Here is a 22,095-nt window from a genome sequence, read left to right on the forward strand (position 1 = left end):
TAACAAAACAATAGGCTATGGAGAGGATGATTGCAGTGGAAAAAACGTCTAAGTCAGGTTGGGAATTTACCGGAACAAATGGAGAGTTTAAACTTAAGTATCCCGAAAGAAGCAGTTTTTTATATTTTCCCTTGGTGAATGAGGGAGGGATGATGTCTTCGGTCACTCCGAATCTTCATGGCCAAGCCACTTCAGGGCATAATACATTTCTTACTCCGCCGCTTTCGGTGGAGGATTTGCATAATTCGCGTGCTTCCCGCAATTTCTGGGTATATATTGAGGGAAAAGGCGCCTGGTCGGCAGCGGGGAATTCAGCCAGACAGCATGCACAGGCTTATGAGTCTACTTCTGATGATTCGGAATTGGAAGCAGGACTCCTATGGCATCGGGTAACCCGTGAGAGCCGTGAGCTTGGTATCAAGGCGCAAATCACCAGCATTGTACCCTGCGGCCAAGACAAGGTAGAATTGATGCAGGTAGTGCTTACAAATACCGGAGCGGCTGAGATCATCATAACGCCGACTGCGGCTATTCCGCTGTATGCCCGTTCAGCGGATGATCTGCGTGATCACCGGCATGTGACCTCTCTGCTCAACCGGATTTATATTTCAGCACATGGTGTCGAGGTTCAGCCGGCACTCTCCTTTGATGAGCGGGGCCATCGCGTGAACCATACCTCCTATGGCGTCTTCGGTGTAGAAGGAGAAGGAAGAACTCCTGTGGGCTTCTTCCCGGTGCAGGAGGAATTTATCGGTGAAGGTGGAAGTCTGGATTGGCCTGAGGCTGTTGTGCGGAATTTGGCTCCTCAGACAGGCGAAGAAGGCGTACATAAAGAAGGTTATGAAGCTCTCGGCGGATTGCGTTTTTCCACTGCATCTCTGCTTCCAGGAGAAAGCCGTTCCTATGTGGTGATTCTGGCCATTGAAAGTGAAAGAATTGATATTCCGGGGTTAATGGCCAAATACGGATCCGCCGCAGCCTTTGACGTTTTACTGGAAGAAAACAAGGCTTTCTGGGCGGACAAGGTGAATACAGTTGAGTTTCATACCGGAGATCATGCTGCTGACCAGTGGATGAAATGGGTAACGCTGCAGCCTGTGCTGCGCAGGTTGTACGGCAACTCTTTCCTTCCTTATCATGACTACGGAAGAGGCGGGCGCGGCTGGCGCGATCTGTGGCAGGATTGCCTGGCGCTGCTTATTATGGAGCCGGCAGATGTGCGGAGTCTGCTGCTGAATAATTATGCAGGTGTGCGAATCGATGGCAGCAATGCGACCATTATCGGCCAGCAGCCGGGCGAATTTATTGCCGACCGCAACAATATTCCCCGGGTTTGGATGGATCATGGGGCCTGGCCGTTCCTGACCACTATGCTGTACCTGGACCAGAGCGGGGATCTGGATTTTCTGCTGCAGGAGCAAAGCTATTTCCGCGACTCCTTCATGAGCCGGTGCCGGGAACGCGACGCCTCCTGGGACGCTGCGGGGGGAAGCCATCTGCAGACCTCAACCGGAGAGACCTACAAGGGGACGATTCTGGAGCATATTCTGCTGCAGAATCTGGTTCCGTTCTTCAATGTGGGGGAGCATAACAATATTCTTCTGGAGGGCGCAGACTGGAATGACGGGCTGGATATGGCGGCCCAGCGGGGAGAAAGTGTGACCTTCACCGCCTTCTATGGCAGCAACCTGTATGATCTGTCCGTGCTGCTGCGCACTCTTCAGGAACGTACCGGGCTAGAGTCGCTGGAGCTGGCGGAAGAGATGACGCTGCTGCTGGATACACTGGAGAAATCGCTGAACTATGAGTCTATAATAGCCAAGCGGGAACAGCTGAACCTTTACTACGCCGCTGCGCCTAACAAAGTAAGCGGAGTCAAGGTAACTCTGCCAATAGCGAAAGTGGCAGATGATCTGGCGAAAAAGGCAGAATGGATATTTAATCACTTGCGCCGGAATGAGTGGGTGCAAAGTGATCATGGCGACGGCTGGTTCAACGGTTATTATAATAATGACGGAGACCGTGTCGAAGGCGAACATGCCGAAGGTGTACGCATGACACTGACAGGCCAGGTATTCCCGCTGCTCGGCCATGCAGCAGCGCCAGAGCAGATTCCGCATATCGTCGCAGCGGTAGAACGCAACCTGCTGGACGACAATATCGGATACCGGCTGAATACCAATTTTGGCGGCATCCAGCAGAATCTGGGCCGTGCTTTTGGTTTTGCCTTTGGTCATAAAGAGAACGGGGCTATGTTCAGCCATATGACTGTGATGTACGGGAACGCGCTGTATAAACGCGGCTTTGTTCAGGAAGGCCGCAAAGTGCTGGATTCACTGTACAAGCTCAGCGCGAATTTCGAGCTCAGCCGGATGTATCCCGGCATTCCCGAATATATCAATGAGCAGGGCAGAGGAATGTACACCTATTTAACCGGTTCAGCGAGCTGGCTGCTGCTGACGATGGTCACAGAGGTGTTTGGGGTCAAGGGCCGGCTCGGCGATTTGCTGCTTCAGCCTAAACTGGTGAAGGAACAGTTCGATGAGCAGGGGAAGGCAACGATTAAGACGATCTTTGCGGAACGCATGCTGGAGGTCGCCTATACGTCCACAGGAAGCAGAAAATACGGGGAGTATGAAATACACTCTGTGTTGCTTAACGGCGCTGAGGTGACGCTTCAGCGCGTCTCAGAGGGTATTGTGATACCGCGTAGCATACTCCGTGCGCTGCCGGAAGGAGAACTGCATCTCCTGCAGGTGGCGCTGGCCTAACTGCATAAAAGTATACGAAAAGGCGCCTGCTTCGCAGGAAATGCGAATGCAGGCGCTTTTTTCAGCGGTGAAGAGGTTCTGAGAATATTGGTAACAATAATAATAAGCAAAAGAAAGAGGAAGAATAACTTATGGCTTACACTCTCACTAATGGGATACTTACTGTAGAGATTGCTGATACTGGAGCCTATAACGGCACTAGATTTGATTGGACAGGGTTTATTACACAGGTAACCCTGGAGCAGGGTAAACATACGTTTTGCGTTCCGGAAAGCCTCGTGCCCGGGCAGGGTACTGGCGGTTTTGGGCTATGTAATGAATTCGGCATTTCCCGGGCAATTGGCTATGACGATGCAGAAGTTGGAGAATGGTTTCCAAAGCCGGGAGTAGGGCTGCTGCAGAAGCAGGAAGATGCTCCCTATTTTTTTGCCGGAAGTTATCCGCTGATTCCCTTTGAGGTGATTGAAGAACACACTACAGATTCGGTTACCTATTCGGTGCAGCCGATGGAATGCCGGGGATACAGCATGCTTTTGACCAAGAGGATCTCGCTTGACGAAGACAGGCTGAACATCTCTTACACTCTGGAGAACAGAGGGTCAAAGGAGCTTCTGACGGAGGAGTACAATCATAATTTTGTTGGAATTAACGGTAAAAATGTCGGATCAGGGTATGAACTGAGATTGCCGGACAATGTCAGGGTAGAGCAGGCGGAATCCATTTATACAGAGGAATTGCTCAGCCGAACCGGAGATAAACTAAGCTGGAAGAATGAGCCGGACCGCCCCTTCTACTGTAAGCTGGGAGGCTGGGAAGATGCAGGGGATTCCTTTTATTGGGAAATCACTCATCAGCCAAGCAGAGTTGGGATCAGGGAATACGGAAATTTCCAGCCGGGACAGATGGCGCTGTGGGGCGAGAAGCATGTTATTTCGCCGGAAGTTTTTGCGGACATCAGCATTTTACCGCGTCACAGCAAGGATTGGAGCCGCAGCTATCAGTTTTTCACCATTTAAGCCTGGCAATTATACCTTCTATGTGAATAATTATACTTGATGGTGTGTTAGATTACTGCTATCATAATCTCTATCCATATTCGCAGGAGAGAAAGGGTGGGGGCAATTTTGAGCAAGAGAGCATACAATTTTAATGCAGGTCCGGCGGCGCTGCCGCTTGCAGTATTGGAACGCGCACAAGCGGAGTTTGTCGAATTCCGGGAAAGCGGAATGTCCATTATGGAGATGTCGCACCGTGGGGCGGTATACGAGTCCGTTCATAACGAAGCTCAGGAACGTCTGCTGTCACTCCTTGGCAATCCGCAGGGCTATAAGGTATTGTTCATCCAAGGCGGAGCAAGCACCCAGTTCGCCATGCTTCCGATGAACCTTGTCTCCGAGGGCCAAGTCGGCAGCTATGTTATGACAGGAAGCTGGGCGGATAAAGCCCTCAAGGAAGCCAAATTGGTTGGTGGCGCCCATGTCGCCGCATCCTCAGAGGACAAGAAGTTTCTGGCGATTCCAGAGCTTAGCAGCATCAAGGCAGCGGATAACGCAGCGTATCTGCATGTTACGTCAAATGAAACGATTGAGGGAACACAATATGCGGAGTTTCCGGATTCCGGCTCCATCCCGCTGATTGCAGACATGTCCAGCGACATTCTGAGCCGCTCCTTTGACGTGAATAAATTCGGACTGATTTATGCCGGCGCACAAAAGAATCTCGGACCGTCAGGCGTAACTGTAGTTATCGCCAAAGAAGAGCTGATCGCGAAGTCGCCTTCCAATATCCCGACGATTCTGCGTTACGATACGCATTATAAGAACAACTCACTCTACAATACGCCGCCATCCTTTTCTGTATATATGGTTAATGAAGTGTTAAAATGGATTGGGGAGCAGGGCGGGCTTGCAGGTATCGAAGTCAAGAACCGCGACAAAGCCGGGCTGCTCTATAATCATATTGACGGCAGTGATGGTTTCTACCGCGGAGTTGCGGAACAAGGCAGCCGCTCCATCATGAACGTTACATTCCGGATGCAGTCGGAAGAGCTTGAGAAGCAATTCGTCAAAGCTGCCGAACAAGAAGGTTTTGTCGGTCTTAAGGGCCACCGTAGTGTTGGAGGCTTGCGTGCTTCCATATATAACGCGGTTCCTTATGAGAGCGTTAAGGCGCTTACCGATTTCATGCAGCATTTCCGGCAAACTCAGGGCTAATGTATGAAAGCTTTTGAACCTTCCGCCTGCAGGCGGAAGGTTTTCTGCGTGGCACACCACGCGCCGTGTATGATCTATAAGCGCTGCCCTCACCTTAGAGGAAGTCCTTACTAACACATTATAGGGCTGTTAGAGCCTACAGAGAGGAAGCATTCACACTATGGCACTTCATATTGTGCTGGTAGAACCGGAAATTCCGGCGAATACCGGCAATATCGCCCGCACTTGCGCGGCAACAGGCACGCATCTTCATCTAGTCCGCCCCTTGGGCTTCCGTACAGACGACGCTACGCTGAAACGGGCAGGACTTGATTACTGGCACGCCGTAAATATCGAATATCATGATTCTTTTGGGGAAGTTCTGGAGAAGTATAAGGAAGGCCGGTTTTTCTATGCTACAACCAAGGCCGAGAAGCGCTATACCGATTTTGCCTTTCAGGATGGGGATTTCTTCGTTTTCGGTAAGGAAACCAAGGGTCTGCCAGCCGATATTCTGGAAGCCGGGAAGGAAACGAGAATGCGCATGCCGATGAGTGATGCCGTCAGATCGCTAAATTTGTCAAACTCGGCGGCCATTATTGTCTATGAAGCGCTGCGCCAGCTGGATTTCCCGCAACTTTTCTAAAAACGGACATGAATTTTTATTTATTTCAGCAGGATTCGACAATTAATTAACGAAATAGTTGAGTAGTGCCGAAAAAAGTAGTAGTTACTAATTATTAGTTGAACAGGAGAGGTGTAAGTTAGATATGAAACCTGCTGGCGTTGTTCGGAAAGTAGATCAGCTGGGTAGAATTGTTCTGCCTAAGTCCCTGCGTAAAAGGTATCAAATGAATGAAGGCGACCCGGTAGAAATTCTGGTACAGGGCGACCATATCATTCTGGAGCGTTACCGCCCCAAATGTGTATTCTGCGGATCAATTGAGGGTGTAAGTGAATATAAAGATCGTTATATTTGTGCTGAATGTCTTGGGGAAATGACTCAACTTTCAAGACACGCCTAGAAATTACGCTTTCTCCTGCTGAAAGCAAGCGAATTTAATTGTACATAGTATGGCCGCAGCAGGGTGTCTGCCGTCCCCATTACTAAAAAAAAGCACCGCACAGATGTGCGGTGCTCTTTTTTTGAAGCAGCGAATGCTTTGGTCCATCCAGGCTTTTATAAGCCCTTGGTCTTATCATCGTTGTAGGAGGAGGTTAGGATTCCGGTCAGGAACAGCAGAAATACCAGGGTTATGATCCAAAAGGTCAAGGAAAACGACATGCTGGACACCTCCATAAGGATCTGTATTCGTTATCCTGATTATAACCTGGTCTATATCAAAAACAAAAGAAAAATGTGAGATGCCGCACAGACAACTGGAAAAGTTATTTGAAAAACAGGAAGCTGGTCGGTACCTGGCGGAGATTCCCGTCCGATGGATTGTTAATGACCTTTCCTCTAAAGATCAGGGACGAAGATCCACCGCCATCCAGATTGTAGGCATCAATCACACCCATGTTGTACAGCTTGTTCTGGATTTCCTCCAGCGTAGCTCCGGAGTTGCCGTTTTCGTTGTAGCCGTCGGCCACGAGCACGAGAAGCTGATCATCCTTGTACTTGCCGATTACGGTGCGTGGGGCACGTTTGGGACTCGTCTTCCACTTATCCGGGATCACCATCTTGGTGTTGTTCTTCAGCAGGACCGGGACAAAGGTGGCGCCGAACACCGGCTCCAGCTGGTCGAGTTGTGTCCGGCTGAAGAATTTACCGCCGATCAGCTGTCCTGATTTATTCAGGCCAACGAAGCTGAGATCCTTGTAACTCGGCTCGAATCCGTACAAATATTGGCCGCCTACAACGGTTGTAGATAAGGGATAACGTTTACCGCCCTTATCGGCAAATCCTCCGGCATTGATGCCGGCTGTTGCACCGTAACGGTTGACGGCGCGCATGGTAGTTTCAGCTCCGCCGGAGCCGTCTCCGGCCAGGCTCATTTTCATGGCCGAAGCATCCTTCAGCTTAATTTTTAGGGCATAGGCTTTATAGTTACCGGGGTTTAACCGGTAAAGTTCGATGGTAATGCGGTCGCTGTTCACAATATCGGCAGGAATTCCCAGCCTGGCTGAAATTCTCCGGTTATAGATTTGCTCCGGGCGGGATGCCTGGGCTTTGGCGGTATTAACAATGGCATTCATCGCGTTTGTTGTTTGTTTGTAGAGCTGTGCACTGGCACCTATTGAATCTATGGTATAGGAAGCAGAGGACTCGGCCAGCTTCAAATCATTCTTCAAAGAGGTTGTTAATTCAAGCGGCCCCGGGGCTGCAGCGAACTGTTCTGTGTTCAGCTTCAGGTCAAGCGGCGGCTGATACCACCACAGACAGAGCAATAACCCGAAGAAGGGAGCAGTCAGCAGCATAAAGAACCGGTTGACTCGTTGGACAGGGGTTCTCATTTCAGCAGATCCATCTCTTTCTTCAGGGCATCGAGTTGCTTGCGGACCTCGTTTAACTGGGTATACAGCTTGTTGCTGTTGTCTGTCTTGCTGCTTGCATTGTCTTTGGTAAAGGTGAGCAGTTCATTAAAGCTCTGAACAGTGCTCTGCAATTCCTTCACCTCTTCAGAGAGAACGGCGATTCGCGATTCATAATCGGTCTTCAAAACGGTAAGCTGCTGCTGGCTTTGAGTGCCAAGTTCGCTCAGCACCTGCTGCTTTAGATGGTTGGTATAGCTGTACACGGCATAGAAGCCGAGCCCGATCATCAAAATCCAGAACAGTAAAAACCATTTTACGGAAGGGCCGCTTCTCGCTGCAGTACGGCGCGAGTGTACCGGGGTCGATTCCGCTAGCGGTTGCATTACATCACCTCAGGCTGTTTTTTTTCAAGTCCCCATTCTATCAGACTTTTTGAGTTTTCGCAAAAGTGAAAGAGAGTCTGAAAACGTGAAAAAGTAATTGCATCCTATTAAACTACTGCGATACAATTTCTATAGATTGGAATATCTGATGGGCGTATACAAGGTAAAAGAAGGAAGAAAGGATAAAAATGCAACCATCCTTGCATGCGCAATAACCGTAAAACCCCGAGGCGTTTTCCACTCTGGGTAAATTATATAGATAGCAGGAGGTAAGGGAGTTAATGATGAAGGTGTGGCGGGGGATCATCGTGGGATGTCATCCCACAAGTATGCTTGGAACAAAATTGATTTTGGAGGAAGGGGGGGAGCTGGAAATTCTGGGGATGTATTCGACTTGGAACGAAGGCGTTTACAATGTGCGTGAAAGTCAGCCGGACCTGGTGCTGGCGGATTATCAGATGCCGGAAGGAAATGTGGAGAGCATTCTGCCGGAGATGAAGAGCAGTTCGCCAAATTCTCATTTCATCATCATGACTGAAGAAGAGGACAAGACATTGTTTCAGCCGCTGCTTGAGCTTGGGGCAAGCGGAATACTCTCTAAGGGAGCTTCTCCCCGCCAGTTGCTGCTGATGATTGACGGATTGCGGGAAGGTTTCCTCTCCATACCGTTTGACTGGATTGAAAAAGGATTTCGGCTGGCACCATCGTCACAGGGACTGGATGCCGTCATGCAGCTGACCCAGACTGAGATGTTCATCATGGAGCGAATTGTGCAGGGAATCACTTATGACAAAATAGCACTAGAAATAGAGGTAAGCCGGCGTTCCATAGACAATTATTTGCGCAAAATTTATGTGAAGCTTGAAGTGTCGACGAGAGCGCAGGCTATCGAGAAGTTTGCTCTTTTCTCAAGGCAGAACAAGCAAATCTACGCATAGGATCACCCTAACGACATATTGCCGGCTGGACTGGAATATTCTTGGTACCAGGGGAGGGGGGAACATATGAGATATGAGTTTTCTGCCCGCGCACATACCTTGCTGTCTTCACCGCTGTTGAGTATCCGCACCAAGACGCGCCGGGGCACGTTGATTTCACTGGCGGAAGAGCTTCCGGCGGAAGAACTGTTCCCGCTGTCCTTGCTTGCCGAAACCGCGTCCACAGTCATCTCCGCAGATGCCGGGGCACTGCAGTACGGTGATCCGGAAGGGTACGGTCCGCTGCGGGAGTGGCTTACCGGGGATTGGCTGAAAGCCAAAGGTGTGGCTGTTGCCGAGGGCGGAGTTCTTCTGACAACGGGAAGTCAACAAGCCATCGATTTGCTGTCCAGGGTATACATAGATCCCGGAGACCGGGTTCTTGTAGAGAATCCCACCTCACCGGGCATTCTGCAGGCGCTTCGTATGCAGGGCGCGGTGATTATTCCCGTGCAGGGAGACAGGGACGGACTGCTGCCGGAGCATCTGCGTACCCAAATTCGGCAGCACCGGCCTAAGATGCTGTTTGCAACACCGAGCTTTACGAATCCAAGCGGTATTCTCTGGAGCCTGGCAAGACGCAAGGAGGTGCTGGAGCTGTGTACCGGCCATAACGTGCTGATTGTCGAAGACGATTCTTATGGTGATCTGCATTTTCAGCGTTATGGCCAGCATCCGTCCGTAAAATATCCGTCGCTTTATGCGCTGGAGAATGTAAGCGAGGGTGGACATGTGCTCTACATCGGTTCTTTCAGCAAAACGGTCGCGCCCGCTCTGCGGACGGGCTGGGCGGCAGGCAGCCGGGAGCTTATCGGCATGATGGCTGCCGCAAAGCAGATGGCCGACTGGCAGTCCAGCTCCCTGAATCAGCGGCTGCTGCATCATCTGCTGGATGTCACCTCTTTTGATCTGCGCGAGCATATTGCCCTCTTGAACCGGGAATACAATACCCGCCTCAAGCTAATGGCTGAACTGCTGAAGCGTCCGGCCTGGAAGAGCAGCACCTATAGTCTGCCGGAAGGCGGCATGTTCCTGTGGGTATCGCTGCCGGCTGGGCTGGACGCTATGGCACTGCTTAAGGCCTCACTTGCTAAAGGCGTAGCTTTCCTGCCCGGCCCGCTGTGTTGTGTCAGCGGCGGCGGCAACCGCATCCGCCTCAACTTCAGCCATCCCGGCCGGGATGAGCTGCTGCTGGGCATGAACCTGATGAGCGAGGCCGTGACGGAGTTTACGGCCCGGAGCTGAGGGGGAATGGAATAGGGTTATTGATGACAGCTGGGTTGATTGGTTAGAGTTTAGAAGTTAGAGGTTGTAGTTTGTGACATATGAGAGGCTATGAGTAGCGTCTGCTGTATTTAGTACAATAGATTCCCTGTTTTTGGCAGTCTGATAGGATTCTGTTGCATTCTGTGCAGGAGAATTGGGCGAGTATGGGCTTTTTGGGTGAACATGGGGGCGTGATCTCTACCCTATGAGCGAATTACGCGATAATTGCACTTTATACATCTAAAACTCCATATGGATGGGCGAATGAGGAGATAGCTGCACTTCGTACAACTAAATAGATGTCATTCGGACAAAACGAAAGGATTCGCCATTTTTAATTGCAGAGCATACAACTATATCTTTGAAACAACTATATTGCTCCCGAATAGCTGCACCAAATACACTTATCTGAACTCGGAGCAAGCAACCTAAACCAGAGTTCATCCGCAGCAAACAACAATCAAGAGGTTGGCGGGAGTCAGCGGCCGATAATCTCAATAATCAACGCACTTACGTGTGGAAGGGCAGGAAGATGGAAATTAAAGCGGTGCTCTTCGATCTGGATGGAACGTTATTGGACCGCGAGTCCTCTCTGGTCTCTTTTGTCCGTGATCAGTATGAACGATATCCACAATTTCAGTCTGTTCCCAAAGAAAAATTTCTGCAGCGGTTTGTCGAGCTGGATCAGCACGGTTATGTCTGGAAAGATAAAGTGTATCAGCAGCTACTTGAGGACTTTTCTATCCGGGAGCTAAGCTGGGCAGAACTTCTGAATGATTATCTGCATGGTTTCCAAGGACATTGTATCGGATTTCCTAATTTGATGAGTATGCTTACAACATTAAAGGCAAACGGAATCAAACTTGCGCTGGTATCCAACGGCTATGGACAATTCCAATATGATAATTTTCAAGCTCTGGGGATCAGCCCTTTGTTCGATGAGGTGTTGATTTCAGAGTGGGAAGGTCTGCGCAAGCCGGATCCGGCTATCTTCCTTCGGGCATTGACTAAGCTAGGGGTTAAGGCGGAGGAAACGCTGTTTGTCGGCGACCATCCGGAGAATGATATCCGGGCGAGCCGCGCCGCAGGCCTCAGAGCAGCATGGAAACAAAGTACACAGTTTTCTACGGATGTAGAGGCGGATGTAATATTTGAAGATCTTAAGGAATTAGTTCAGTATGTAATAGTCGATTAATAACAAATCGTTGGATATTGGCAGTGTGCAGGCTGGTATTGGTGAAAAGGCAAGTCTTCCGGTATGGGGGGCTTGCTTTTTGTTTATGCAAATACATGGCATTTCAGCGCAGCTTGCAGGGATGTTTCGAGTACAGGAGTCTAATAATTTGGAATGTATATATATGGATATAAGAAAGACCGAATGAAGAGGAGTGGCAATGTGGGAAATGTACTGGAATGTGCGAATCTGACGAAAATGTATGGAAAAAAGGCTGCTTTAAACGGACTGAATTTAACAGTTCCCAAGGGAAGTATAGTAGGGCTGTTGGGGCCGAACGGGGCGGGGAAAACGACGCTTATGAAGCTGATCGTGGCTTTGCTGCGGAATTATAAAGGGACGATTACAGTCGGTGGGCAACATCCCGGTGTGGAAACGAAAAAGATTGTATCCTATCTGCCGGACAGAGAATTTCTGTATTCATGGATGAGTATTGAGGAGTGCATTGATTTTTATCATCACGCTTTTGCCGATTTTCAGCGGGACAAGGCCTGCGGAATGATAGAGATGCTCGGATTGAATCTTAAAGATAAGGTGAAGTCCCTGTCCAAAGGAATGCAGGAGCGTGTGAGCATATCGCTTACGTTTGCACGCCGGGCCCAATTATTCGTACTTGATGAACCATTAGCGGCTGTCGATCCATCAACGCGTGATAAAATCATGCAGATTATCCTGGATAATTTTGATCCTGACAGCTCCATTCTGATCAGCACCCACCTGATTCGCGATGTCGAATGCCTGTTTACGCATATAGCGATTGTGGACGAAGGAAGAGTGCAGCTGCAGGGGAGCGTGGAGGAATTGAAACGGGAGTATGGCATGCCCATTGAGGATTTGTTTAAAAGCATCGTTTAATCATTTGAGAAGGGAAGTAATTACGTGATTCTAGTCCATCAATTTAAATTGGAGTGCAAAAGACATTTAGCTGTGTTCGCCTCGTTAACCGGATTAAGCTGCTTAATCAACCTGTATTTCCTGTTCAGCTCAGGCCAAGATCTGGCATTTCTGATTCTCACCGTAAACATGGTCATCGGTATTCTGATCCCGGTGTACATCTATGTGGATTATTACAGGGAATTCTTCACGGGTACGATGCCGGTTAATCATATGCTGCCTGTCAAGACTTCATCGCTGTTTCTGGTGAAATCGGCTGTTTTTATGCTCGGCACCACGGCGGTATGGTCGACGACATTGCTGGAGGTGTTTTTAAATCCTGATGGCTTATATCAGGCGAGGATTGCTGATTCGGCCAGTCCGGCGCTAGGAATCCTGTATCTGTTGTTGTCCAAGCTGTGCAGTATTCCTGCCGGACTGGCCTTAATAGGACTGGCGCTGGCTGCAGGCAAAAGACAACGCAAACCGTTGTTAAGCCATCTCTGCATTGCTGTCCTGATTGTTGCGGTTGTTGCTGTCCAGTTCGCTCTGGTTATCCAGGACAGCTCGCACTGGAGCTTAGGAACGTCGGCTAATGAGTCCTTCAAGCAATACGCCAATCTGCTGACGGTCAGTCCCATCTATCAGGAGCAGGCGGCCAATATTAACGATACGATCAGTTGGCAGTCTATTGGCATGAATCTGCTGGTCGCCTGCGTTGCAGGCAGCGGGGCAGCCCTTCTGCTGAACGGACGGAAATATGAGCTGTACGGAAAATAAAGTCTAGGCTCGGCTTCCGGTGATATTCGCATATTCGATCAGCGCCGCTGTTCCGGCGGCCGTGAGCGTGTAGCGGCCGCGCCCCACCCGGAAGAACCACCCATAGTAGTTCTTCTGCAGGAATGAGGCGGCGCCCGGCACGCCGCTTCTCTTGCGCAGCTCGGCGGGTGTGACGCCGAGCGGAGCTTTCGCCCGGCTGTCCGCAGCCGCCGGGCTAAGGGCAGACACAGCAGCGGCGTCCGCTGCTGCGTCTGCCCCTGGCGCGCCGCCGCGTCCGGCGCGCTTCGCGGCGAGGCCGGCCGCCGCAAGGGCGGCTTCGGCCTCTGCGGCCTGCAGCGCGAGCGCCACGCGCAGCGCCTTCTCGCGGTAGGCCGTCACGAGCTTGACGCGCGTGCTGCCGCCGGTGTTGTAGTCGCCGCTGCGCTCGCGGAACTCGTAGAGCAGCCGCTCGCGCCGCCGTGTGCGGCTGCGGGGCTGGGGCGGCGCGTCGCCCGGCTCCGCGAGCACCTCGACCAGCGGTGCCTTGGTCTTGTAAAAGACCACAGTGATCAGACCAAGGCCAAGGCGGCGGCATAGCCCGCTAAGCTCGCCCCAGCGCTGGTTCACCGCGCCTTTTTTGTCACGCACGCGCTCCACGGCGAGATAAACGTTGGGACTTAACCGCAATCGTTCAACCCCCTGCAGCAGCAGGGCGAGGTTGAACGATTTTTTCATCTCCACGATCAGCGGCTGCTCCTCACCCTCACGCAGGCCTACCAAATCACAGGTCCGTACCTCGCCTTTGATGTCATAGCCTTGTCTCTCAAAAAAACTCTTCAAAGGAGCATATAGCTCCGTTTCATGCTTTACGGCCATATTTGTCACTCCTGTGTCCTAATGTTGCGTCCCCGGCTGAATCTATAGGTTTACGGTTGAATGGCAAAGTGTCTGAATAAGCTTGGAGGACAAGCCCGCACTTTGTGCCGGTATTTTATAAGGGAAATCATGATTCTCTATTATAGCACAGCAAAAAAGAGGTAAACTATTCCGGGCTCGCCGCATAGGTATGTAATACACTTTTAAAGCTGTGGAGCAAGTAGGAGCGCAAGAGGAGGTAGCGAGCAATGGATATTTTTGAGCGTATAGCTTCGTATCGGGCTGAGAACGACCGTTTGGCGTGGAGCGGCACCTTCAAGGACTATATAGAACTGCTGAGAAAAGACCCCTCTCCCGCTAAAACAGCTCATTCCCGCGTATACGACATGATCAAGTCACACGGCGTAGAGGACATTAATGGACGCAAGCGGTATAAATTTTTTGAGCAGGAGATTTTTGGACTCGACCGGGCGGTGGAGAAGCTGGTGGAGGAATATTTTCATTCCGCAGCCCGGCGTCTAGACGTACGCAAACGGATATTGCTGCTTATGGGACCGGTCAGTGGAGGGAAATCGACATTGGTTACGCTGCTGAAACGTGGCCTTGAGCAGTATTCGCGTACGGATGCAGGAGCGGTGTATGCCATTGAAGGCTGCCCGATGCATGAGGACCCGCTTCATTTGATTCCGCTGGAGCTGCGCCCGGAGATCGAGAGAGAACTGGGTGTGCGGATCGAGGGCAATCTCTGCCCTTCCTGCCAAATGCGGCTGAAGAATGAATACCATGGCGACATCGAGCAGGTGAAGGTTGTACGGGTGTTGCTGTCGGAGGAGGAGCGGGTGGGCATCGGGACCTTCAGTCCGTCCGATCCGAAGTCGCAGGATATCGCTGACCTCACAGGCAGCATCGACTTTTCCACGATTACCGAATTCGGTTCGGAATCCGATCCGCGCGCCTACCGCTTCGACGGGGAACTGAACAAAGCGAACCGCGGAGTGATGGAGTTCCAGGAAATGCTCAAATGCGATGAGAAGTTTCTGTGGAACCTGCTGTCGCTGACTCAGGAAGGCAACTTTAAAGCCGGGCGCTTCGCATTGATTTCGGCGGACGAGATGATCATTGCCCACACGAATGAAACGGAGTACAAATCCTTTATCTCCAACAAAAAGAATGAAGCACTTCAGTCCCGTATGATCGTCATGCCTGTGCCGTACAACCTGAGAGTGTCGGAAGAGGAAAAAATCTACGCCAAGCTGATCGCCCAAAGCGACATGAAGCATGTGCATATTGCGCCCCACGCGCTGCGCGCCGCTGCGATTTTCTCAATCCTGACCCGGCTGAAGGAGAGCAAGAAGCAGGGGATGGACCTGATCAAAAAGCTGCGCATGTATGACGGCGAAGAGGTTGAAGGCTACAAGGAAGCCGACCTCAAGGAGATGCAGACCGAATATTTGGATGAAGGCATGTCAGGCATCGACCCGCGTTATGTCATCAACCGGATTTCCAGCGCCCTGATCAAAGGCGATCTGCAGTGCATGAACGCACTGGATGTGCTGCGGGCGATCAAGGATGGCTTGGATCAGCACCCTTCGATTACTAAGGAGGAGCGGGAACGGTATCTGAATTTCATTTCCATCGCCCGCAAGGAATACGATATTCTGGCCAAAAGCGAAGTGCAGAAGGCGTTCGTTTACTCTTTTGAAGAGTCCGCCAAAACGCTGTTTGAAAATTATCTCGATAATATCGAAGCCTTCTGCAACTGGGCCAAGATTCGTGATCCGCTGACAGATGAGGAGATGGAGCCGGATGAGCGGCTGATGCGCTCCATTGAAGAGCAGATCGGCATTTCCGAAAATGCGAAAAAAGCTTTCCGTGAAGAAATCCTGATCCGCATTTCCGCCTATTCCCGCAAAGGCAAAAAGTTCGAGTACAACAACCACGACCGGCTGCGGGAAGCGATCGAGAAGAAGCTGTTTACCGATCTCAAGGATATCGTCAAGATTACCACTTCCTCCAAAACGCCGGATGAAAGCCAGCTCAAACGGATTAACGAGGTATCCAGACGCCTGATCGACGAGCATAACTACTGCCCGATCTGCGCCAACGAGCTGCTGAAATATGTCGGAAGTTTGCTGAACCGGTGACCGCATTCATTAGGCACATTCTCCAAAAAAAGAAATCTGCAAGCTGCATACTTTTGTATGTAACTGCAACACTGCGGACTGCCATGAGGCGGTCCTTTTTGTGGTGTTTTTTTAAGTGAAATGTACTGCTGAACGCCAATGCAAAACGCTGAAGCAGACAACTGGTGCACGATACATGCTGTACTTGCCAAAGGGGCAACGGACCGTACAGCACTTACTTATGTACTTTGAGCTCATATCCCCAGATTCACGGACCGTGTAGTCCTTGTGATGCTGCAAATGCCGTTAAATATAGCGAATTTGGAGAAATAGCTGCATCCCAGTCCGCGAGAAGTGCAAAACTATCCGAAAGACACCAAAAATACATACAAAAGTCGACATTTTCATAGGAATATCAGTTTTTTCTTATAGTCGAAATTTAGGAGATCGTGTAATTTAATAGCGGATTGATTTTTTTTTATCATTGGAGGGAAGAACGTTGTCGAAGATGAAGATTTTGAAGAAAGGTTTTGCCTTATTACTTGTGATTTGTTTCACGATATCTCCGTACGCCTCCGTATTCGCCGGGACGGCTTCGGATATTTCCGGGAATTGGGCCGAACCGCAAATTAGCAAGTGGATGGAAAAAGGCTTCATCTCCGGATATCCGGATGGCCGCTTTAAACCGGCCAATCCCATCACCAGAGCCGAGCTGGTTTCATTAGTTAACAAATCCTTTGGATTTGTGGAGAGCAAGTCCGTGGAGTTTAAGGATGTGGCAGCTTCGAGCTGGGTGTATCCGGAGTTGTTAAAAGCAAATGCTGCTGGATACATTAGCGGATATGGCAACGGCTCTTTTGGACCGGGCAACAAGGTTACCCGACAGGAATTAGCGGTCATTGTCAGCAAACTGCTCGGGTTGACTGCATCAGCAGATGCCAACTTCAGCGATACAGCAGATAGTCCGGCGTGGTGCAAAGACGCTATCAGTGCAGTGCAGGAGAAGGGGATTATGCAGGGCTTTGCAGACAACAGCTTTCATCCGGGTGATCGGGCAACCCGCGCCGAGGCTGTAGTTATTTTGGATAGAGCTCTGGACATACATAATTCAGCAGTAAGCGTAACATACAGTACACCAGGGACCTATGGCCCTGAAGCAGGGAATGCCGCCACCCTTCAGAATGTTATCATCAACGCGCCGGATATTAAACTCCGGAATACGACGATCAGCGGTAATTTACTCTTAGGAGAAGGTATAGCAGAAGGCGAAGCGATCCTTGAGAATGTGACCGTCAAGGGAACGACTACCGTCTCCGGCGGCGGTGCTCACAGCATTCATTTTGACAAGAGCATTCTTGGCACGGTCATCATCGACAAAAAGAATGGCAGTGTAAGAATTGTGGCTGAAGGAACGACAACGGTTGCCAATCTGCAGGTTCAATCGGAAGCGGCGATTGAATCGATCACGGGGGCAGCTGTTGGTGCAGTAACCTTATCGAAAGAGCTGCCGGCAAATGCCAAGATAAGCTTGAAAGGCAGCTTTAAGGAAGTCAACATTCAAGCACATAATATTGCTGTAGATATTCCTGAAGGCACGATTCAGAGTCTAAACGTGGCTAAAGAAGCCACAGGTAATAAACTGAAGAATGAAGCCAGCATCACAACGATGAATATCAATACTGGCCTGGATGTTACAGGCAAAGGTAAAATTGACACTGCGGTCATCAATGCCGTAGGCATTACGATGGAAACTTCGCCAGTCAAGCTGGAAGCTGGTAAAGACAGCGGCTCCGATATTAAGGTCAAGATTGGCGGTGTTGACAAGTCGGCTGCGACGCCATCACCAACAGCGGCGGGAAACGCTAATCCGGCTGTACCGTCGACAACGGCAACCCCGACACCAGCGGCGACAGCAACGCCTGTGGTGACAGCAACGCCAGCCGCAACAGCAACGCCAGCCGCGACAGTAACGCCAGTGGCTACAACAACGCCAGTGGCTACAGCAACGCCAGTGGCTACAGCAACACCAGCCGCAACAGCAACGCCAGCGGCTACAGCAACACCAGTGGCTACAGCAACGCCTGTGGCGACAGCCACAGCCAAGCCAACCGCAAAACCAACAGCGACCCCGCCGCCAGCATTAAGCGGCAATGTTAAGGGTAGTTTTACGTATGCAGACGGATCGATGGTTGAAGAGGGAACCCTGTATCTATACAGGCTGAAGAATGGAGTCGGAATCACCTACGAAGCAGAGCTGAAGAACGGATGGTTCGGAATAGAGCTGCCGGACGGTAAGTATTACTTGAACCAGCTTAATACCGGGGGGAATCAAGAGGTTATTGCTTTGTCCCGTCAATTTACTGTCGCTGACGGTAAGCTGGATTCAGGGACGCTGCAGCTGACCTTGTCTCCGAAATTGTCGGGGACCTTTCAATTTGCCGATGGCAGCACAATCAGCAATGGAAGTCTGAGCATCAACAGCGTCAATACCAATCCTTCTTCCAATTACAGTGTTGTGGTCCGGAATGGGACCTTCAGTCTGTACCTGCCTGATGGCAATTATCAGGTCAGCAGTTTATATAAACACGATAGCCAAGAGAGTCTTTCAGTGAACTATACGTTCACCATTACAGGAGGACAATCTTCACCGAGTCCGCTAAGTATTACGCTTCCTGCAGCTGTTACAGGAACAATCAGCAATTTCGACGGAACACCGGTTGCATCCGGAAGGCTGTATGTGAACCGGACAGATTCCGGCACTTACCCAACCTATTTTGCCGCAATCAAGGATGGTGAGTTTACCCTCTACTTGCCGGACGGGAATTACCGCACCTATAATCTTAATACTCCCGAGGAACAGATGATTGGTTTCTACCAGTCATTCAGCGTATCCGGCGGCAAGACGAGTCCGAATCCGCTTGAAATAAAGCTGCCGAAGCTGTTTACAGGAAAATTAAGCTATTCGGATGGAAGCTCCACCGGCAACGGTTCGGTGTACCTGCAGAACACAACGAACGGAAACGGTTATATCAGCTATTCTTCCGAGGTAATAGATGGCCAATTTAGCGTCTACTTGCCAGACGGCACGTATAAGTTGACCGAATTCAATAATTATGATAACTCTGAAAGAATATCGCTGAACTACAGCTTCACTATAGCTGACGGTCAGTCAGCTCCGGATCCCATTAAGGTTGTCGTTCCCAAGAAGCTTACGGGAACTGTTGTGGATAGTGAAAACCAGCCAGTGAACTCCGGCAGGCTGTATGTGCGTACCACAACCACTCCAGTAATCGAATATGCTACAGCTATCAAAGACAGCAGGTTCACACTGTATCTCCCTGATGGCTCATATCAGGTATATACGTATTATGACAGCCAAAACAACATGACTCCACTCAGCTATTCATTTACAGTGTTAGACGGACAAACCGTTCCAAGCAATTTAAATCTAATTATTCCTTCGAAAAATGTGACGGGGACTGTGAAGTATTCGGATGGCAGAGTGGTTGAGAATGGAACGGTCTACATTTTTGATCAAAATCCCTCAACTCTTACTTCGGTCGGTGCCAAAGTGAAAAACGGCTCTTTCAGTGTCTATCTGCCGGATGGAGATTATAAGATTAGCAGCTACTATAGCGAAGACAGCAATGAATCGCAACAGGTCTCTTATACCTTCAAAGTTGTGAATAACAAAAGCTTACCTGATCCGTTGTCTGTAGTCGTGCAGCTCAAGAACATAACGGGGACGTTGCAATTCGAGGACGGTTCAACAATAAAAGATGGGTTTCTGTCCATTACAGAAGAGACCACCCAAGCCTTTGTAACGATTCAAGTGAAGGACGGGAAGTTTAGCTCTTATCTGCCTGACGGCAAGTATAAAGTGGACAGATACAACGTCACAGGCTCACAGGAGAATATGTATCTCACCTACAACTTTACGGTAGCCGGAGGGAAACCGGTCCCGGCTCTGCTGGATATTAAAGTCCCCAATTATAATGTAACGGGTACACTTAAATATCCGGACGGATCAATGGTTCCCGATGGCATATTGTCAGTCAGAGGTCAGACGGCAGGAGCCAGAACTTCTGTGGCTAAAGGACAATTTACACTTACCTTGGCGCCGGGTAAATATGATGTGTACAGTTACAACGATTCAGCTATTCCGGCCTACTCGTTCGAAATTGTTGATAAGCAAATGAAAACCCTGGATATTACCATCCCTTTCAAAAGCGAGATTAAGGTAACCTATGCTGATGGTACAGCACTTGGTAGGAGCTACTTAAATATCAGCACTGATGGAGGGACATATACGAGCTACGGTACTTCTTCACAAGATGGCGTATTCAGTCTTTATCTTCCCGATGGAAAGTATAAGATATATAGTGTAACCGTTAATGATACCAGGGAGAATATTCCATTACATACTGGCATCACTGTAACTGATGGTCATTTTAACCCGCAGCCTTATATTCTGAAGCTTCCTCCAAAAGTTTCGGGCTCAATCATTAGTGCAAATGGAACACCAGTTGCCAATGGAACAATCTTTCTCCACAGTGTCGGGGGCAGCGAATACAAAGCATACTCTGCTGTAATCAAGGACGGACAGTTCTCCTTGTATCTCCCGGAGGATGACTACACAGTGGATAAATTCACTGATGAAGCCAGTCAGAAGGACATTAAAATCTACTATTCCTTTAGTGTTGCAGCTGGACAGTCAGTGCCCAATCCGCTTGTGATTACCGTGCCTGTGGAGTATTCCGGTACAGTCACTAAAGGCGGTAAACCTATGACTGGCGTTGTTCTATACTTGCATGACACTGACAACAATAACTCGTATTCAGGACAAATAAAAGACGGGAAATTCACCGTACTCTTGCCTGACGGAAACTACCAGCTCGATAGGGTCAATGACATGAATAACTTCAAGGATTATACGCTCAATCTGAAGTTCAAAGCCGCAGCCGGGGTCGTAGATCCCGGGGACTCTCTAACCATTACGATTCCTTAAGCAGATCTCTTGCACAGCAACACAATATCTTAAAAAGTATCATATATACAACAGGCAAGCTTCCGGTATAAGGGACTTGCCTGTTTTTTTTAGCGTGTGCTGCCGAACAGCAAACGAGGAACAGCCCGCTTGCAAACTGCTTGTTATAATGAAATCACCGTACGGGGAAAGGCTGGGTGACTCATTGAATTACAGCAAGGATATTGAGAGATGTATCGATTATATTGAGGAAAATATCAAAGACAACCTGACTGCTGAGAAGATTGCCGCCGAGGCCGGATATTCGCTATATCATTTTAGCCGGGTATTCAGTCTGTGCAAGGAGATGTCTGTAATGGAATATGTACGGAGCCGGAAGCTGTCACTGGCAGCGGTCGAATTGTTCAGCGGACGGAGAATTATTGATATTGCGCTGGAGTATGGCTTTGAGACGCCAGGCGGATTTACCAAGGCGTTTCGCAAGGCCTATGGCTATAGCCCATCGCAGTATGCGTCCCGTATGGACGGCTATCTTCAGGGCGGTTCTGTTGTCAAAATCGGAGGTTATTTAATGAATCCAGTTATTATGCATAAACCGGCCTTTAAGGTCGCCGGTTACGGTATTGAAACCAATGTGGCCGAAGGCAATTATACCAAGGATATCGCTTCTTTCTGGAGCCATTATGATGGAGAGAACCTGGAATCCAAAATGTATGAAATTCTCGCACCTCCAAGGCACGGAGAAGTCGGCTTATGTGTTCCGGCCGCTGAGAGCGGAAACGCTACTTATCTGCTTGGCGTGATCGTTGACGATTTTAGCCGGGTGACCGATGAGATGCTGACAGTTGAGGTGCCTGAGGCAGACTATGCGGTATTCACCACACCACCCGTGGATACTTCGGAAGAGAAGGATCAGGGGGATTTTGTTCAGGTGATTAAGAGCACCTGGAAGTATATTTTTGAGGATTGGTTCAAGGACAGCGGGTATGTCTATGACGAAGGCAAGCTAGATTACGAGTTCTACGACGAACGCTGCCATTCCAGGGTGGATACGGTGATGGAGATTTATGTTCCGGTGAGGGTGCGACTTTAACATTTGAAAGATGGGCAAAGGCTGCCGGTGAATGAGCTTCACTGCGCGAATATTTGGACTTCCGGCCGCTGTTAAGGTTGGAT

At 49.8% G+C, this 22,095-nt stretch carries 16 protein-coding genes; 13 read left to right on the forward strand and 3 right to left on the reverse strand.

Annotated elements, in window-relative coordinates; all coding sequences use genetic code 11:
* Positions 1–149: 149 nt before the first annotated feature.
* From MHI45_RS28750 to MHI45_RS28770, 5 genes are all read left to right on the forward strand, one after another.
* The gene (locus MHI45_RS28750; protein WP_341119810.1) at positions 150–2,771 is read left to right on the forward strand and encodes a GH36-type glycosyl hydrolase domain-containing protein; all 2,622 of its coding nucleotides are present in this window, start codon (positions 150–152) and stop codon (positions 2,769–2,771) included.
* 131 nt (positions 2,772–2,902) lie between these two features.
* A complete protein-coding gene (locus MHI45_RS28755) occupies positions 2,903–3,787 on the forward strand; it encodes a hypothetical protein (protein WP_076113060.1) in 885 nt (294 codons plus the stop codon).
* Between the two features lie 105 nt (positions 3,788–3,892).
* On the forward strand, positions 3,893–4,984 hold the full coding sequence (gene serC, locus MHI45_RS28760; RefSeq protein ID WP_038599110.1) for a 3-phosphoserine/phosphohydroxythreonine transaminase: 1,092 nt from the start codon (positions 3,893–3,895) through the stop codon (positions 4,982–4,984).
* A gap of 160 nt (positions 4,985–5,144) precedes the next feature.
* Positions 5,145–5,609, forward strand: a complete 465-nt coding sequence (trmL, locus tag MHI45_RS28765) for a tRNA (uridine(34)/cytosine(34)/5-carboxymethylaminomethyluridine(34)-2'-O)-methyltransferase TrmL (RefSeq protein ID WP_076113061.1) — start codon at positions 5,145–5,147, stop codon at positions 5,607–5,609.
* A gap of 124 nt (positions 5,610–5,733) precedes the next feature.
* Complete coding sequence (locus MHI45_RS28770; protein WP_038588405.1) at positions 5,734–5,988, forward strand: AbrB/MazE/SpoVT family DNA-binding domain-containing protein; 255 nt, start codon at positions 5,734–5,736, stop codon at positions 5,986–5,988.
* Between the two features lie 364 nt (positions 5,989–6,352).
* Here MHI45_RS28770 and MHI45_RS28775 read toward each other — a convergent pair whose 3' ends face one another.
* Both MHI45_RS28775 and MHI45_RS28780 read right to left on the reverse strand, forming a co-directional pair.
* The gene (locus tag MHI45_RS28775) at positions 6,353–7,420 is read right to left on the reverse strand and encodes a phosphodiester glycosidase family protein (protein ID WP_076113062.1); all 1,068 of its coding nucleotides are present in this window, start codon (positions 7,418–7,420) and stop codon (positions 6,353–6,355) included.
* Entirely contained in the window at positions 7,417–7,824 is a 408-nt protein-coding gene (locus MHI45_RS28780; RefSeq protein ID WP_038588412.1) for a hypothetical protein, read from the reverse strand. Before MHI45_RS28780 ends, MHI45_RS28775 begins: the two co-directional genes overlap by 4 nt.
* 281 nt (positions 7,825–8,105) lie before the next feature.
* Here MHI45_RS28780 and MHI45_RS28785 point away from each other — a divergent pair, with 281 nt between their 5' ends.
* From MHI45_RS28785 to MHI45_RS28805, 5 genes are all read left to right on the forward strand, one after another.
* Positions 8,106–8,762, forward strand: coding sequence for a response regulator transcription factor (locus tag MHI45_RS28785; RefSeq protein ID WP_076113063.1), 657 nt, complete (start codon positions 8,106–8,108; stop codon positions 8,760–8,762).
* Between the two features lie 66 nt (positions 8,763–8,828).
* Entirely contained in the window at positions 8,829–10,046 is a 1,218-nt protein-coding gene (locus MHI45_RS28790; protein WP_341119811.1) for an aminotransferase-like domain-containing protein, read from the forward strand.
* Between the two features lie 553 nt (positions 10,047–10,599).
* Positions 10,600–11,262, forward strand: a complete 663-nt coding sequence (locus MHI45_RS28795) for an HAD family hydrolase (RefSeq protein ID WP_341119812.1) — start codon at positions 10,600–10,602, stop codon at positions 11,260–11,262.
* A 201-nt stretch (positions 11,263–11,463) separates the two neighbouring features.
* A complete protein-coding gene (locus tag MHI45_RS28800) occupies positions 11,464–12,156 on the forward strand; it encodes an ABC transporter ATP-binding protein (RefSeq protein ID WP_341119813.1) in 693 nt (230 codons plus the stop codon).
* 24 nt (positions 12,157–12,180) lie between these two features.
* Positions 12,181–12,954 (forward strand): hypothetical protein, encoded by a 774-nt coding sequence (locus MHI45_RS28805; protein ID WP_341119814.1) that lies wholly within the window; start codon positions 12,181–12,183, stop codon positions 12,952–12,954.
* A gap of 3 nt (positions 12,955–12,957) precedes the next feature.
* Here MHI45_RS28805 and MHI45_RS28810 read toward each other — a convergent pair whose 3' ends face one another.
* Positions 12,958–13,809 carry a DUF2161 family putative PD-(D/E)XK-type phosphodiesterase gene (locus MHI45_RS28810; protein ID WP_341119815.1) on the reverse strand — a complete coding sequence of 284 codons (852 nt, stop codon included), beginning with the start codon at positions 13,807–13,809 and terminating at the stop codon, positions 12,958–12,960.
* Between the two features lie 248 nt (positions 13,810–14,057).
* Here MHI45_RS28810 and MHI45_RS28815 point away from each other — a divergent pair, with 248 nt between their 5' ends.
* The 3 genes from MHI45_RS28815 to MHI45_RS28825 all read left to right on the forward strand — a co-directional run bounded on the left by MHI45_RS28815 (position 14,058) and on the right by MHI45_RS28825 (position 22,012).
* Positions 14,058–15,953: a PrkA family serine protein kinase gene (locus MHI45_RS28815; protein ID WP_038588431.1), complete on the forward strand. Its 1,896-nt coding sequence runs from the start codon at positions 14,058–14,060 to the stop codon at positions 15,951–15,953.
* Between the two features lie 487 nt (positions 15,954–16,440).
* Positions 16,441–20,940: an S-layer homology domain-containing protein gene (locus tag MHI45_RS28820; RefSeq protein WP_256718219.1), complete on the forward strand. Its 4,500-nt coding sequence runs from the start codon at positions 16,441–16,443 to the stop codon at positions 20,938–20,940.
* 184 nt (positions 20,941–21,124) lie between these two features.
* Entirely contained in the window at positions 21,125–22,012 is an 888-nt protein-coding gene (locus MHI45_RS28825; protein ID WP_076113099.1) for an AraC family transcriptional regulator, read from the forward strand.
* Positions 22,013–22,095: the final 83 nt, after the last annotated feature.

The organism is Paenibacillus sp. FSL H3-0321 (assembly GCF_038002865.1).
Classification (GTDB): domain Bacteria; phylum Bacillota; class Bacilli; order Paenibacillales; family Paenibacillaceae; genus Paenibacillus_AQ.

What these genes read in the sequence shown, in the direction of transcription:
- MHI45_RS28750 (WP_341119810.1), top strand. Translation starts at nt 150, where the DNA reads ATGATGTCTTCGGTCACTCCGAATCTTCATGGCCAAGCCACTTCAGGG.
- MHI45_RS28755 (WP_076113060.1), top strand. Translation starts at nt 2,903, where the DNA reads ATGGCTTACACTCTCACTAATGGGATACTTACTGTAGAGATTGCTGAT.
- trmL (WP_076113061.1), top strand. Translation starts at nt 5,145, where the DNA reads ATGGCACTTCATATTGTGCTGGTAGAACCGGAAATTCCGGCGAATACC.
- MHI45_RS28770 (WP_038588405.1), top strand. Translation starts at nt 5,734, where the DNA reads ATGAAACCTGCTGGCGTTGTTCGGAAAGTAGATCAGCTGGGTAGAATT.
- MHI45_RS28775 (WP_076113062.1), bottom strand. Translation starts at nt 7,420, where the DNA reads ATGAGAACCCCTGTCCAACGAGTCAACCGGTTCTTTATGCTGCTGACT.
- MHI45_RS28780 (WP_038588412.1), bottom strand. Translation starts at nt 7,824, where the DNA reads ATGCAACCGCTAGCGGAATCGACCCCGGTACACTCGCGCCGTACTGCA.
- MHI45_RS28785 (WP_076113063.1), top strand. Translation starts at nt 8,106, where the DNA reads ATGATGAAGGTGTGGCGGGGGATCATCGTGGGATGTCATCCCACAAGT.
- MHI45_RS28790 (WP_341119811.1), top strand. Translation starts at nt 8,829, where the DNA reads ATGAGATATGAGTTTTCTGCCCGCGCACATACCTTGCTGTCTTCACCG.
- MHI45_RS28795 (WP_341119812.1), top strand. Translation starts at nt 10,600, where the DNA reads ATGGAAATTAAAGCGGTGCTCTTCGATCTGGATGGAACGTTATTGGAC.
- MHI45_RS28810 (WP_341119815.1), bottom strand. Translation starts at nt 13,809, where the DNA reads ATGGCCGTAAAGCATGAAACGGAGCTATATGCTCCTTTGAAGAGTTTT.
- MHI45_RS28815 (WP_038588431.1), top strand. Translation starts at nt 14,058, where the DNA reads ATGGATATTTTTGAGCGTATAGCTTCGTATCGGGCTGAGAACGACCGT.
- MHI45_RS28820 (WP_256718219.1), top strand. Translation starts at nt 16,441, where the DNA reads ATGAAGATTTTGAAGAAAGGTTTTGCCTTATTACTTGTGATTTGTTTC.